Raw genomic sequence first — 14,291 nt, 5'->3', positions numbered from 1 at the left:
GGTGCTGACCGATCCCCGCTTTACGACCGAAGTAGAAATCACCGTTCCGTTCCACGATGTCGATATGATGGGCGTGGTCTGGCACGGCAACTATTTCCGCTACTTTGAGATTGCCCGCGAGGCGCTGCTCAACCAGTTTAACTACGGCTATCGCCAGATGAAGGCGTCAGGCTATGTCTGGCCGGTAGTCGATACCCGGGTGAAATACCGCGATGCGGTGACCTTTGAGCAGCGCATCCGTGTGCGCGCGCACATCGAAGAGTATGAAAACCGTCTGCGCATCGCCTATCAAATTTTCGACGCGCAAACCGGTAAACGCACCACCACCGGCTATACCATCCAGGTGGCCGTCGAAGAAGCCAGCCGTGAAATGTGCTTTGTCAGCCCGGCTATATTGTTTGAACGAATGGGAGTTACGCCATGAAATGGTTGCCTGTGCTGGCACTGATGATCAGCCCGCTGGTGAGCGCCGTAACGCTGGATGAGCTGCAGCAGCGGTTTACCGGGCAACCTGTCGTGCGCGCGCATTTCGAACAGGTCCGGACGATTAAGGATCTGCCGCAGCCGCTGCGCTCGCAGGGCGAAATGTTGATCGCACGCGACAGCGGCCTTCTGTGGGATCAAAAAGCGCCTTTCCCCATGACGTTGTTGCTGGATGATAAACGGATGATCCAGACGATCAACGGCCAGCCTCCGCAGACCATTACCGCCGACAATAACCCGCAGATGTTCCAGTTCAACCACCTGCTGCGGGCGCTGTTCCAGGCCGACCGCAAGGTGCTGGAAGAGAACTTCCGCATCGATTTTCGCGATCTCGGCGAAGGCCGCTGGTCGCTGGTGCTGACCCCCACAACGACACCGCTGGACAAAATTTTCGCTACCCTCGATCTGGGCGGCGCGACCTACCTTGAGACGATTCGCCTCAACGATAAGCAGGGCGATCGTACCGATATCGTCCTTTCCCGCCACACACTGACGCCCGCCAGCCTGACCGATGACGAACGCCAACGCTTTGCCGCACCGTAAATCCCTGCGCCCGGCGCTGCTGTGGGCGACGGTATGCCTGATTCTGTTGGGTGTGTTGCTGTCGCTGCTGCCCGGCGCGCGCCTGAACAGCAGCGTACTGGCTATGCTGCCGAAGCAGACGCTCGGGGCAATCCCGCCGGCACTCAACGACGCGTTTATGCAGCGTCTTGATCGCCAGCTTGTCTGGCTGGTCAGTCCCGGTAAAGAACCCGATCCGCGGGTGGCGCAGCAGTGGCTGGATCTGTTGAAAAACAGCCATTCGCTCAGGGAGGTTAAAGGCCCGATGGACGCCGCCGGGCAAAAGGCCTGGGGCGAGTTCTTCTGGCAGCATCGCAACGGCCTGATTGATTCGGCCACCCGGGACCGCCTGCAAAACGGCGGTGAGGCGCAGGCGCAGTGGATTTTATCCCAGCTCTACTCGGCCTTTTCCGGCGTGAGTGGCAAAGAGTTGCAAAACGATCCCCTGATGCTGATGCGCGGCTCGCAGCTGGCGCTGGCGCAAAACAGCCAGAAGCTACGGCTGATGGACGGCTGGCTGGTCACCCAGGATGCCAGTGGAAATTACTGGTATATGCTGCACGGTGAGCTGGCGGGCTCATCGTTTGATATGCAGCAAACCCATCAGCTGGTAACCACCCTTACCGCCCTGCAGGAGACGCTGAAAACACGCTTTCCGCAGGCGCAGCTGCTCTCACGCGGTACCGTGTTTTATAGTGATTACGCCAGCCAGCAGGCAAAACGGGACATCTCCACGCTGGGCATCGTCACGATCCTTGGGGTTATCCTGCTCATCCTGGCAGTGTTTCGTTCCCTGAAACCCCTGCTGCTGTGTCTGATTTCCATTGCCACAGGTGCGCTGGCGGGCACGGTGGTGACGCTGCTGCTGTTTGGCGAATTGCATCTGATGACGCTGGTGATGAGCATGAGCATCATCGGAATTTCAGCGGATTACACGCTCTATTACCTCACCGAACGCATGGTGCACGGCGCAGAACATTCCCCGTGGCAAAGCCTGGCCAAAGTGCGTAATGCGCTGCTTCTGGCGCTGCTGACGACCGTTGCCGCCTACCTGATTATGATGCTGGCCCCCTTCCCCGGGATCCGCCAGATGGCGGTGTTTGCCGCGGTGGGGCTGAGCGCCTCCTGTCTGACGGTGATTTTCTGGCATCCCTGGCTGTGTCGTGGTTTGCCGGTGCGGCCGGTTCCGTTTATGGTCCTGATGTTGCGCTGGCTGGCCGCCTGGCGACGCAATAAAAAACTCTCTGTGGGCTTGCCTGTGGTACTGGCGCTGGTCTCGGCTGCCGGGCTTGCCACCCTGAAGGTCAACGACGATATCGCCCAGCTACAGGCGCTGCCCAAAGACATTCTGGCGCAGGAGAAAACCATTACCGCCCTGACCGGGCAAGGTGTCGATCAGAAATGGTTTGTGGTGTATGGCGCATCGCCGCAGCAAACGCTGGAACGGCTGGAAGCCTTTACCCCGGCGTTAGCCCAGGCCCAAAAAGCGGGGGATATTACCCGCTGGCGGACCCTGCCCTTAAATTCGCTGGCGCGCCAGAAAAGCGATCTGCTGCTGTTGCAGCAGGCCGCGCCGGCCATAACGAACGCGCTGCGAAACGCGGGGCTGAACACCGTCACACCGAATCTGAACGCCATGCCCGTGAGCGTGGAGGCGTGGCTCGCCAGTCCGGCCAGCGAAGGCTGGCGTCTGCTGTGGCTGACCCTGCCTGACGGCGAAAGCGGTGTGTTAGTACCGGTGGACAACGCCCGCAACAGCGCCGCACTCAGCGAAGTAGCCGCCCGTCATGCGGGCGTCGTCTGGGTCGATCGCAAGGCCAGTTTTGACAGCCTGTTTGCGCTCTACCGCACGCTGTTAACGGGACTCTTGTTTGTCGCGCTGGCGGTGATTGCCTGCGGGGCGATGGTACGCCTCGGCTGGCGAAAAGGGCTTATCAGTCTGGTCCCGTCCGTGCTGTCGCTCAGCTGCGGGCTGGCCGCGCTGGCCGTCACGGGGCATCCGGTAAATCTGTTTTCACTGCTGGCGCTGGTCCTGGTGCTCGGCATTGGCATTAACTACACGCTGTTTTTCGGCAACCCGCGCGGTACGCCGCTGACGTCGATGCTGGCCATCACGCTGGCGATGATGACCACGCTGCTGACGTTAGGCATGCTCGTGTTCAGCGCCACGCAGGCCATCAGCAGCTTCGGTATTGTGCTGGTGAGCGGCATTTTTACCGCCTTCCTGCTGGCGCCGCTGGCGATGCCTGTTAAGAAAGAGAGAAAACGAAAATGAATGCTTTTTACCGCGCAGCCGCGCTGGTCGCGACGCTGCTGCTGGCAGGCTGTAGCCATTCGACCGATACTGAAGGGACACGTCCGCAGGCCTGGCTTCAGCCAGGAACCCGAGTGACGCTGCCGCCGCCCGGTATTACCCCGGCGGTCAGTTCGCAGCAGCTGCTGACCGGAACCTTCAACGGACAAACGCAGTCCCTGCTGGTCATGCTCAACGCGGATGATCACAAAGTGACGCTTGCCGGGCTCTCTTCCGTCGGTATCCGTCTGTTCCTGGCGACTTACGACGACACCGGGATCCACACCGAACAGTCGATCGTTGTGCCGCAGCTGCCTCCCGCCAGCCAGGTACTGGCCGATGTGATGCTCAGCCACTGGCCACTCAGCGCCTGGCAGCCACAACTGCCGAAGGGCTGGACGCTTAAAGACAAGGGCGATCGGCGCGAGCTACGCAATGCCAGCGGCAAGCTGGTGACTGACATTGTCTACCTGCAACGCAAAGGCAAGCGCGTGCCAATCAGCATCGAGCAACACGTCTTTAACTACCACATCACCATTCAATATCTGGGTGACTGAGATGATTTACATTTCTGCTGTTGGCATGGTCAACGCGCTGGGTAACTCGCTGGATGAGATTGCCGCTAACCTGACGGCGGGTGTAGCCCCCGGCATGCATTGTCGGTCCGGCTGGTTGCAGGATGCGCCCGATGCCGTGCTGGGCGGCGTGGAAGGCGAGTTGCCGTCCATTCCGGATACCCTGTCCGCGCACCGCACCCGCAATAACCAGCTGCTGCTGGCCGCGCTGGCACAGATTCAGTCCACCGTTGACGACGCGATTACCCGGGTCGGCCGCGACCGCGTGGCCGTGGTTTTGGGTACCAGCACCTCCGGCCTCGATGAAGGGGATGAGCACGTACGATTAACGCTCAACGGCGAAGCCAGCACCCGGTGGCAGTATCCGCAACAGGAGCTGGGCGATCCGTCCCGCTTTCTTGCAAACTGGTTACAGCTCGAGGGCCCGGCATATACCCTCTCGACCGCCTGCTCCTCCAGCGCGCGGGCAATTATCAGCGGCCGGCGTCTGATTGACGCCGGGCTGGTGGATATTGCCATTGTGGGCGGCGCAGATACCCTGAGCAGGATGCCCGTCAATGGCTTTCACAGTCTGGAATCGCTTTCCCCAACGCTCTGCGAGCCGTTTGGCCGCGACCGTCGGGGTATCACCATTGGTGAAGCCGCTGCGCTGATGGTGTTGAGCCGTGAACCCGCCGGGGTCGCGCTGCTGGGAACAGGCGAGTCCAGCGATGCTTACCATATTTCGGCGCCGCATCCGCAGGGTGAAGGCGCCATTCGCGCCATTACCCAGGCGCTCAATGACGCGGGTCTGCAGCCTGAGGATATTGGCTATATCAACCTGCACGGCACCGCCACACCGCTCAACGACCAGATTGAATCACACGTGGTACACGACCTCTTTGGAGAAAACGTGCCCTGCAGTTCTACCAAACACCTTACCGGCCATACGCTGGGCGCTGCCGGTATCACCGAAGCGGCCCTGAGCTGGCTTATTCTGACGCGTGACCTGCCGTTACCCCCGCAGGATTTCGCCCGCTACGCGCCGGACGAGACGCTGTCGCCGTGCGGCGTGCTGCACCAGAGTACCGCGCTGAAAAAACCGGTCATTTTATCTAACTCGTTCGCGTTTGGTGGCAACAATGCCAGCATCCTGTTGGGGAGAGTGTCATGAGCTACTTATCACCCGTCGACTATCTGCCGCACGATGCGCCAATGATGCTGCTGGGATCCGTTGAACGCGTCACCGACGATTCCGCCGTATGCCGTGTCGCGGTCAACGGCCAAAGCGTACTGGCGCCCTTTTTAAATGCCGAGGGCGATTTGCCTGGCTGGTACGCGCTCGAACTGATGGCGCAGACCGTTGGCGTCTGGTCAGGCTGGCATCGCCAGCAGAAAGGGCAAGATCATATTGCGCTGGGCATGGTGCTGGGTGCGCGCGAGTTGGTCTGCGCCAGCGGACGTTTCGCAAAAGACGCGACGCTGGACATCACCGTCAGACTGCTGATGCAGGATGAACGCTTCGGCAGTTTTGAATGTACGATCTCCTCAGGTGAGGAGACGCTGGCCACGGGCCGGGTCAATACCTTCCAGCCGAGCGCAGAAGAATTAACATCGCTTTTTAATCAGGGATCTCACGCATGAGTCGTTCCGTACTGGTCACCGGGGCCAGCAAAGGCATTGGTCGTGCCATCGCCTGCCAGCTTGCCGCTGACGGGTTTACCGTAGGCGTACATTACCACCGTGACGCCGCAGGCGCGCAGGCGACGCTGGATACCATCACACAGGCGGGCGGTCAGGGTCGCCTGCTCTCTTTCGATGCAGGTAACCGCGAACAGTGCCGTGACGTGCTGGAGCAGAATATCGAGGCCCACGGCGCATGGTATGGCGTGGTCAGTAATGCCGGTATCACCCGCGACGGTGCGTTTCCGGCCCTCAGCGAAGACGACTGGGACAGCGTCATCCATACCAATCTCGACAGTTTTTATAACGTTATTCAACCCTGCATTATGCCGATGATCGCCACCCGAAAAGGGGGGCGCATTATCACCTTATCCTCCGTGTCCGGCATGATGGGCAACCGCGGTCAGGTGAACTACAGCGCGGCAAAAGCGGGCATTATTGGCGCGACCAAAGCACTGGCAATTGAGCTGGCAAAACGCAAAATCACCGTGAACTGCATTGCGCCGGGGCTGATTGATACCGGCATGATTGAAATGGAAGAGGCTGCGCTGAAAGAGGCAATGTCCATCATTCCCATGAAACGGATGGGCCAGGCCGAAGAGGTTGCAGGACTTGCCAGCTATCTGATGTCAGATATTGCAGGCTACGTTACCCGCCAGGTCATTTCCATTAACGGAGGAATGCTATGACGCGTCGCGTGGTGATTACCGGTATGGGCGGCGTTACCGCCTTCGGTGAGGACTGGCAATCCGTTTCCCGCAGGCTGCTGGCGTATGACAACGCGGTACGCAAAATGCCGGAGTGGCAGGTTTACGATGGCCTGCACACACTGCTGGGCGCGCCGATTGATGATTTCACCCTGCCGGAACACTATACCCGCAAGCGTATTCGCGCCATGGGCCGCGTGTCGTTGATGTCGACCCGCGCCACCGAGCTGGCGCTGGAGCAGGCGGGGCTGATTGGCGAGGCGGTGCTCACGAATGGCCAAACCGGTATCGCCTATGGCTCCTCCACAGGCAGTACCGGGCCAGTCAGCGAATTCGCCACCATGCTCACCGAAAAACACACCCACAACATCACCGGTACGACCTATGTGCAGATGATGCCACACACGACCGCGGTGAATACCGGCCTGTTCTTTGGTCTTCGGGGTCGCGTTATCCCGACGTCGAGTGCCTGTACGTCAGGCAGTCAGGCCATTGGCTACGCCTGGGAAGCCATTCGTCACGGTTATCAGACCGTGATGGTCGCAGGCGGAGCAGAGGAGCTTTGTCCGTCAGAGGCGGCGGTATTTGACACCTTATTCGCGACCAGCCAGCGCAACGATGCGCCGAAAACCACCCCTTCGCCATTTGATACGCAGCGTGATGGTCTGGTCATTGGGGAAGGCGCAGGCACCCTGATTCTGGAAGAGCTTGAGCATGCCAGAGCACGCGGTGCAACTATCTATGGCGAGATCGTTGGCTTCGCCACCAACTGTGATGCAGCCCATATCACCCAGCCACAACGTGAAACCATGCAAATTTGTATGGAGCAGTCGCTGGCGTTAGCAGGGTTAAGCGCGCGGGATATGGGGTACATCTCCGCGCACGGTACCGCCACCGATCGCGGTGATATCGCCGAAAGCCAGGCCACCGCCGCCATCTTTGGCGACAATGTGCCAATTTCGTCGCTGAAGAGCTACTTTGGCCACACGTTAGGCGCCTGTGGGGCGCTGGAAGCCTGGATGAGTCTGCAGATGATGCGTGAGGGCTGGTTTGTCCCGACGCTCAATTTAAGACAACCGGATGAGCAATGTGGTGCTTTAGATTATATTATGGGTGAAGCCCGTCAGATTGACTGCGAGTATCTGCAAAGCAATAACTTCGCATTTGGCGGCATCAACACGTCGATAATCATCAAACGCTGGGCGTAACTATGTACCAGTTTATACTGGGAAAGATCTCCACCCTGAGCGCAGACCCGCTGGCGTCGACGCTTGCACATATGGCACCTGCGGGTGCACGAAATGCATCCTGGCTGGCGGGGAGAACCCTGCTCGCCAAAACGCTTTCTCCTTCTCCGTTACCCGAGATCGTCTATGGTGATCAAGGGAAGCCGGCCTTCGTGGATGCGCAGCCCTTCTGGTTTAACCTGAGTCACAGCGGCGATAATATCGCGCTGCTGCTGAGCGACGAAGGCGAAGTGGGGTGTGATATCGAAGTTATCCGCCCACGTGAAAACTGGCAGGCGCTGGCTAACGCCGTCTTCAGCGTGGCGGAACATGCGGAGCTGGAGCGCGAAGACCCGGAGACAAAGCTTTCTGCTTTCTGGGGGATCTGGACGCGTAAAGAGGCCATCGTGAAGCAGCGAGGCGGCAGCGCCTGGCAGATTGTCAGCATCGACAGCACGTCGCAGACGCATTCGGTAAGCCAGCTCCAGTTCGGCTCGCTCAGTCTTGCCGTCTGCACCTCAACGCCTTATACCCTTACCGCCGGGACGATTGCTCACCACGGGATGTCCGTGGCATAAAAATCACCAGCACGCCGAGAATAATCATCCCGACCCCCGCCAGCCCGTGCCAGGAAAAGTGTTCGTTCCAGCCGGGCAACAAAATGGCCGCGGCCCACACCAGAATGTAACTGAGGCTCAGCAAGGCATACGCTTTGCTGAGCGCCATGCGATGCAACGCCAGATACCAGCAGCCCATCGAGGCCACATACCCCATGAGTCCCAGCAGCAGCGCGCCAGTACCGGATGATAAGTGCCAGAGCGCAGAGACAAACGCATAAAGCTCGCTGACTGGCGGCAGAGCCTGCATGGCATAGCGCAGCAGCAGCTGCGCCGCGCTGACCAGCATTACGCTGCATAACGCCCAGAACGTTCCTCTCACAGGCTTCCTCCGAGGATAACAATGCCGATGATGATGAACCCGACGCCCAGCCAGTGATGCAACGCGACTTTTTCATGCCAGAATGCTTTCGCCGCCAGGGTCACCCAGACAAAATTGAGGCTCAGCATAGGGTAGGCAACGCCGACAGGCAGGCGCTGCAGGACCACCAGCCAGACCAGCATGCCGCTGCCCAGTGCCAGCAATGCCAGGCCCAGCCACAGCATAATATGCGCGCCACGCCGCCCGGCTTTCGCCGGACGGGTGGCCTGCTTCTGACACAACTGCCCTGCGCAGGTCAGCAGGCTTGCCAGTATCAACCAGAGCCAGGTCGTCATTGCGGTAAATACTGCAGCCAGGCCAGACGGCCCTGAATATACAGGCTGTCCGGTTCTGGCAGATGAGCCCGCTTAATATCGTCGTGTTTTGACAGCAGGATCACCAGTGACACGCCCCCCTGCTGGCGATGCGTTGCCAGCCACTGCGCAAAATTATCTTTCTCGACAAACCGGTCTTTCACATCCGGGTACGCTAGCCCGTAGCTCAGCTCGCCGCTCTGACCAAACAGAATGATGTCATTACGCTTAAGCTCCCACGCCAGCCCGGAGGCCACGCCAACATTGTTCGCCAGCACAAACCGGCTGCTCTGAAGCGGGTCACGGATGGTATCCACCAGCGACTGCGGCTGTTTGGAATCTACCACCAAGTTAGGAATGGCAAACCCAATCAGCAGCGCCACGCCAGCAGGACACAACGCCGCCAGCCACCAGCGCTGCGCGCTTTGCCGCACGGTAAACCAGCCGACAGCCGCCCAGACGAGAAACGCCAGCACCGCGCAGAAGACTTTATACAGCTCAACGGATGTCCAGACCGGATGCTTAGCAACCCCCCACGGTGAGACCACCAGCGCCGCCACCACGCCAATCACACCAAACGCCAGGTTAATCCCGCCGTTAATGCGTAACGCTCTGGCCCCTTTGTCCGCCGCGATGCAGGCATAGCGCGCCATCAGGATAGCCAGCGGAGCAAAACACGGCAGGATGTAGGTTGGCAGTTTGCCTTTGGCAATGCTGAAGAACAGCAGCGGCATCACGACCCATCCAAGCAGATAAAAGCCACCGCCCGTGTTGTCTCTTTCGCGCCAGCCCAGCCGAAATGCGCCGGGCAACAGCGCCAGCCACGGCAGACTGCCGGCCAGCAGGAACGGCAGGTAGTACCAGAACGGCGCCTTGTGCTGAGCATCGCTCTGGGCAAAGCGCTGAATATGCTCAACCCAGAAGAAGTAGCGCCAGAAATCAGGCTCTCGGTGCGCAATGGCCAGCGCCCAGGGCAGGACGATCAGCACACAGCTCACGATGGCCAGCCAGCCAAAGATCAGCACCTCTTTCCAGCGCTTCTGCGCAATCACCCACGGCAGCACGCCTATCACCGGCACCGCCAGCGCCAGGAATCCTTTGGTCATCACCCCCATGCCGCAGGCAAGCCCGAGCAGCACGTAGCCACCCGCTTTTCCGGCCACGGTTTCAGCCTGCGAGGCCAGCCAGAAGCTGCACATAGCGGCCACCAGCCACAGGGTAATGATGGGATCCAGCACGGCGTACGTACCAATGCCATACACCAGGAACAGGGTCAGGAAGATAAGGCCGGAGAAAATGGCAACGCGCTTATCCCGCCACAGGCGCCACGCCATCCAGATCACCAGCAGAGCCGTCAACCCGGTTGAGAATATGGCGCCGGCGCGCACGGCAAAGTTAGTATGCCCAAACAGCAGTTGCCCGATACTGTTGATCCAGTAGCCCGCAATCGGCTTTTCAAAGTAACGCAGCCCCAGAAAATGCGGGACAATCCAGTCTCCAGACGCCAGCATTTCGCGGCTGATTTCCGCATAGCGCGTTTCATCAGGCTGCCACAGCAGGCGGATATCGATCGGAATGAGGTAGTAAACGATAAACAGTGCGAGAAGCGCTAAGCCATAACGGGCTGCTTTCATGATACCGGACTCACGGTTTGTTGATAGCCAAGCCAGCCTTCCCGGCCAGCCAGTTCATTACGCACAATTTTGCCCACGGGCAGGACGCTAAGATCCTCTGGCAGCAATTCGCTCAATGGACAAAACTGAATGCCCTCCTGAGCGGCCATCGTCAACAGTGCATCGAAATCATGCTGATACGCAATCCCTTCCACTTCCGCGTGGATGGTATAGACGGGCGTACCAGTGTCGCGATGAATGCAGTCCAGAATATAGCGATTGAACCCTCCGGCACTGACCTCGCGCCCAACCACTTCATCCCAGGTGGGAAGCGTGACCGGGATTTGCACCGTCCCCAGGCGATTCTCCCCGATGAGCGGCAAAAAAGGCCCGGTGCCGCGGCAATCACTGTTGTAGCGAAACGCGAAGGGTTCTTTGGCCTTCACCACGCGTTGGTCGGCACGCCATCCCGCCACGGCGGAGCAGCGAATCGTCTGGCCGGTAATGGCCTCCAGCTCCAGCATGCCGCGTTCAACTTCACGCGACAGGCGTGGAATATCCCATACGCCAGCCCAGGCCTGCCAGGCATGGTGATCCCAGGCATGCAGTCCAACCTCATGGTGCTGCGCCGCGTCGCGGATAACGGCTTCATTACCCGCGCCAATGCGCCTGCCGGGCCATGCGGTTCCGGCCAGCAAAATATCCCAGCCGTAGAGAGAGGCTGCGCGTGAGCGCAGCATTTTGAACAGAAATGCCGGTTTAACCAGACGCCATAAATGACGTCCCATATTGTCAGGCCCCACGCTGAAGAAAATGGATGAGCGCACGTTGTGCTTGCTCAGCAGTTCCAGCAGTTTGGGTACGCCGTCACGCGTCCCCCTGAAGGTGTCGACATCAATGCGTAAACCGACTTTTCTCATGAGACCTGTTCCGACAGCTCCACGGTGCGCAGGAAGAAATCGAGCGTTTCATCAATGGTCTGATCCATCTTCACCGTCGGTGTCCAGTTCAGGCAGCGTTTCGCATTACGAATGCTCGGTTTACGGTGCTCAACGTCCTGATAACCTTTACCGTAGTAGCTGCTGCTTTCCACTTCACGGAAACCGGCAAACGGCGGGAAGCGATCGCGTAGCGGATGACGTTCAAAGCTTGCCAGCAGCATCTCAGCCAGCTCGCGAATGCTCGCTTCGTTATCCGGGTTACCGATGTTGATGATCTCTCCGTTGCAGCGACCCTCTTTGTTTTCGATGATGCGGAACAGCGCCTCGATACCGTCGCTGATATCCGTAAAGCAGCGTTTTTGTTTACCGCCTTCGATAAGCTTGATGGGCGAGCCTTCCACCAGGTTCAGGATCAGTTGGGTGATGGCACGTGAGCTGCCGATACGCGCCGCGTTAAGGTTATCCAGACGTGGTCCCATCCAGTTAAACGGACGGAACAGCGTAAAGCGCAGACCCGCTTTCTCGCCGTAGGCCCAGATCACGCGGTCGAGCAGCTGCTTGGAGACGGAATAAATCCAGCGCTGTTTGTTGATCGGCCCGACGACCAGGTTAGAGGTATCTTCGTCGAAGTTTTTGTCAGTACACATGCCGTACACTTCAGAAGTGGACGGGAAAATGATGCGCTTGTCGTATTTCACACAGTCGCGGATGATCTTCAGGTTCTCTTCGAAGTCCAGTTCGAACACGCGCAGCGGGTTACGGGTGTACTCAATCGGCGTGGCAATCGCCACCAGCGGCAGCACCACGTCACATTTTTTAATGTGATATTCAATCCACTCGGAGTGAATGCTGATATCCCCTTCCACAAAGTGGAAACGCGGGTTGTCGAGGAAACGACTGATAGCATCAGCACCGATATCCAGACCATAAATTTCGTAGTTATCGTCTTTCAGCAGACGCTCGGTCAGGTGGTTGCCGATAAAGCCATTGACGCCGAGGATCAGCACGCGGGTGCGGCGTTTGATGGCCACAACCGGTGCGCTGGTGATCAGTGCGCCAGTGACCAGCCCCAGAGACTGAGCCAGCTGCGCGCCCTGAACATAAACGCCGTTATCGGTTTGCCCGGTAACGATCTCCAGCGCCTGCTCGCCGCAGCTGACAATCAGCGGGGAAGCCGAGACAACGGTGCCCGGTTTGGCGGCAGGAATGTCGTCGCGTACGCGGGATTTCCAGACGATAAATTTACTTACGCCTGCAAAGCTGTACGCCCCCGGCCAAGGGTCGGTAACGGCACGCACCAGGTTGTGCAACTGACGAGCCGGCTTGTTCCAGTCCAGGCGACCATCTTCTGGCTTGCGACGGCCAAAACAGCTCGCCTTGCTCTCATCCTGCGCGGTCTCGCTGAAGGTGCCGTTAAGGATCGCTGGCAACACATCACGTAACAGGCTTTGCGCTACGGTGCAGAGCTTCTGATGAAGCTGCAGCGCAGTTTCATCCGCATCGATAGCCACGCGCTGCTGCGCGATGATGGCACCGGCATCTGCGCGGTGCACCATACGGTGCAGAGTGACGCCGGTTTCCGTTTCGCCGTTCACCAGCACCCAGTTCAGCGGTGCGCGGCCACGGTAGGCGGGCAGCAAAGAGCCGTGAAGATTAAATGCCCCTTTTGCGGCCAGACTTAAAATCTCATCGCAAATCAGGTTGCGATAATAGAACGAGAAGATGGCATCAGGCGCGAGCGCCCGGATGCGATCCACCCACAGCGGATGGTTGACATCGTCCGGGGCGTAAACCGGAATACCGCGCTCTGCGGCGATACGCGCCACCGAGCCAAAGAAGTTATTCTCTCCGGCCGTGTCCGGATGCGTGAAGATTGCAGCGATTTCATAGCCCGCTTCCAGCAGGGCCAGCGTGCCCGCACACCCCATATCGTGATAGGCAAAGACAACAGCTTTCATGGGTGAATTTCCTCTTGAGATGCTTTGTGTTCCTGGCGGACAACACGTTGAATAAAGTAGCGCGGACGTGCGCGAACATCGTTATAAATACGGCCAATGTATTCCCCGAGCAGACCCATCCCGACAAACTGGGCGCCGATGAACATAAACAGCACGGCAAAGAGCATGAAGACCCCTTCCGCCGCCCACTGGGGACCGTAGATCAGGCGGAGTAACACCAGCAGCACGGAGAGCGCGAAGCCGAACACGGCAATGATGCTGCCGAAAACGCTCAACAGGCGCAGCGGCGTGGTGGTCAGGCAGGTGATAAGGTCGTACATCAGGTTGATGAGACGCATAAAGCTGTACTTCGACTCCCCGTGCTCGCGCTCGGCGTGCAGTACCGGGATTTCCGTCGCCTTACGGGCAAAGGTGTTCGCGAGAATGGGAATAAACGTGCTGCGTTCATGGCAGTGCAGCATAGCGTCGACAATATGGCGGCGGTAGGCGCGCAGCATGCAGCCATAATCGCCCATCGCTTTGCCGGTGGTCCGCTGGATCAAACGGTTGATTGTGCGGGAAGCCAGCTTACGGAACAGGCTGTCCTGACGGTTTTGCCGCACCGTGCCGACCACGTCGTACCCTTCATCGGCCTTTGCAACCAGACGCGGGATCTCTTCCGGCGGGTTTTGCAGATCGGCATCAAGCGTAATAATCAGATCGCCCGTCACGTGGCTGAACCCGGCCATAATGGCGGAGTGCTGGCCGTAGTTACGGTTAAGCAGCACGGCAACAATATGGCTGCCCTCGGCCTGCGCGGCTTCGGTCAGCATCAGCGCGGAATTATCGCTACTGCCATCATCCACCAGCAGTATTTCATAGGCTTTGCCGAGCGTGTCGCAGGCGGCCGTCGTACGGCTGATCAGTTCGGGCAGGCTCTCCTGTTCGTTGTAAACGGGGATTACCACAGAAACTTTTTGTACAGGCGGTGCGCTGAACAT

15 protein-coding genes are annotated in these 14,291 nt (G+C 58.9%); 9 read left to right on the top strand and 6 right to left on the bottom strand.

Features of this window, described 5'->3' with window-relative positions; genetic code table 11:
* Position 1: 1 nt before the first annotated feature.
* From QRN24_RS18715 to acpT, 9 genes are read left to right on the top strand one after another with little or no spacing between them, the layout of a single operon-like run.
* Positions 2–424 carry an acyl-CoA thioesterase gene (locus QRN24_RS18715; protein ID WP_014172038.1) on the top strand — a complete coding sequence of 141 codons (423 nt, stop codon included), beginning with the start codon at positions 2–4 and terminating at the stop codon, positions 422–424.
* A complete protein-coding gene (locus QRN24_RS18710) occupies positions 421–1,026 on the top strand; it encodes an outer membrane lipoprotein carrier protein LolA (protein WP_032679154.1) in 606 nt (201 codons plus the stop codon). Before QRN24_RS18715 ends, QRN24_RS18710 begins: the two co-directional genes overlap by 4 nt.
* On the top strand, positions 995–3,319 hold the full coding sequence (locus tag QRN24_RS18705) for an MMPL family transporter (RefSeq protein ID WP_284942962.1): 2,325 nt from the start codon (positions 995–997) through the stop codon (positions 3,317–3,319). Before QRN24_RS18710 ends, QRN24_RS18705 begins: the two co-directional genes overlap by 32 nt.
* Positions 3,316–3,894: a DUF3261 domain-containing protein gene (locus QRN24_RS18700; protein ID WP_014172042.1), complete on the top strand. Its 579-nt coding sequence runs from the start codon at positions 3,316–3,318 to the stop codon at positions 3,892–3,894. Before QRN24_RS18705 ends, QRN24_RS18700 begins: the two co-directional genes overlap by 4 nt.
* A 1-nt stretch (position 3,895) precedes the next feature.
* A complete protein-coding gene (locus QRN24_RS18695; RefSeq protein WP_020884523.1) occupies positions 3,896–5,065 on the top strand; it encodes a beta-ketoacyl-[acyl-carrier-protein] synthase family protein in 1,170 nt (389 codons plus the stop codon).
* On the top strand, positions 5,062–5,535 hold the full coding sequence (locus QRN24_RS18690; protein ID WP_025202828.1) for a hotdog family protein: 474 nt from the start codon (positions 5,062–5,064) through the stop codon (positions 5,533–5,535). The genes QRN24_RS18695 and QRN24_RS18690 overlap by 4 nt, the downstream gene beginning before the upstream one ends.
* Positions 5,532–6,263: a 3-ketoacyl-ACP reductase FabG2 gene (locus QRN24_RS18685; RefSeq protein WP_014172045.1), complete on the top strand. Its 732-nt coding sequence runs from the start codon at positions 5,532–5,534 to the stop codon at positions 6,261–6,263. The genes QRN24_RS18690 and QRN24_RS18685 overlap by 4 nt, the downstream gene beginning before the upstream one ends.
* Positions 6,260–7,489, top strand: a complete 1,230-nt coding sequence (locus tag QRN24_RS18680; protein ID WP_284942961.1) for a beta-ketoacyl-ACP synthase — start codon at positions 6,260–6,262, stop codon at positions 7,487–7,489. The genes QRN24_RS18685 and QRN24_RS18680 overlap by 4 nt, the downstream gene beginning before the upstream one ends.
* A gap of 2 nt (positions 7,490–7,491) precedes the next feature.
* Positions 7,492–8,085 (top strand): 4'-phosphopantetheinyl transferase AcpT, encoded by a 594-nt coding sequence (gene acpT, locus QRN24_RS18675; protein ID WP_073397689.1) that lies wholly within the window; start codon positions 7,492–7,494, stop codon positions 8,083–8,085.
* On the opposite strand, the gene arnF is transcribed toward acpT, so the two are convergent.
* Genes arnF through arnC form a run of 6 tightly spaced genes read right to left on the bottom strand, consistent with a single transcriptional unit; the run spans position 8,042 to position 14,291 of the window.
* Positions 8,042–8,446, bottom strand: a complete 405-nt coding sequence (arnF, locus tag QRN24_RS18670) for a 4-amino-4-deoxy-L-arabinose-phosphoundecaprenol flippase subunit ArnF (protein WP_025202826.1) — start codon at positions 8,444–8,446, stop codon at positions 8,042–8,044. The two genes, acpT and arnF, sit on opposite strands and share 44 nt — an antisense overlap.
* Positions 8,443–8,781, bottom strand: coding sequence for a 4-amino-4-deoxy-L-arabinose-phosphoundecaprenol flippase subunit ArnE (arnE, locus tag QRN24_RS18665; protein ID WP_014172049.1), 339 nt, complete (start codon positions 8,779–8,781; stop codon positions 8,443–8,445). Before arnE ends, arnF begins: the two co-directional genes overlap by 4 nt.
* Positions 8,778–10,433: a lipid IV(A) 4-amino-4-deoxy-L-arabinosyltransferase gene (gene arnT / locus QRN24_RS18660; protein WP_063435118.1), complete on the bottom strand. Its 1,656-nt coding sequence runs from the start codon at positions 10,431–10,433 to the stop codon at positions 8,778–8,780. Before arnT ends, arnE begins: the two co-directional genes overlap by 4 nt.
* Positions 10,430–11,332, bottom strand: a complete 903-nt coding sequence (gene arnD, locus QRN24_RS18655) for a 4-deoxy-4-formamido-L-arabinose-phosphoundecaprenol deformylase (protein ID WP_020884517.1) — start codon at positions 11,330–11,332, stop codon at positions 10,430–10,432. Before arnD ends, arnT begins: the two co-directional genes overlap by 4 nt.
* A complete protein-coding gene (arnA, locus tag QRN24_RS18650) occupies positions 11,329–13,311 on the bottom strand; it encodes a bifunctional UDP-4-amino-4-deoxy-L-arabinose formyltransferase/UDP-glucuronic acid oxidase ArnA (RefSeq protein ID WP_032680121.1) in 1,983 nt (660 codons plus the stop codon). Before arnA ends, arnD begins: the two co-directional genes overlap by 4 nt.
* Positions 13,308–14,291 (bottom strand): undecaprenyl-phosphate 4-deoxy-4-formamido-L-arabinose transferase, encoded by a 984-nt coding sequence (gene arnC, locus QRN24_RS18645; RefSeq protein WP_020884516.1) that lies wholly within the window; start codon positions 14,289–14,291, stop codon positions 13,308–13,310. The genes arnA and arnC overlap by 4 nt, the downstream gene beginning before the upstream one ends.

This window comes from Enterobacter sp. MEB024 (assembly GCF_030209635.1).
Taxonomy (GTDB): Bacteria; Pseudomonadota; Gammaproteobacteria; order Enterobacterales; family Enterobacteriaceae; genus Enterobacter; species Enterobacter ludwigii.
Note: the sequence above shows the minus strand (reverse complement) of the source record. Positions and strands in the feature narration are given on the sequence as shown.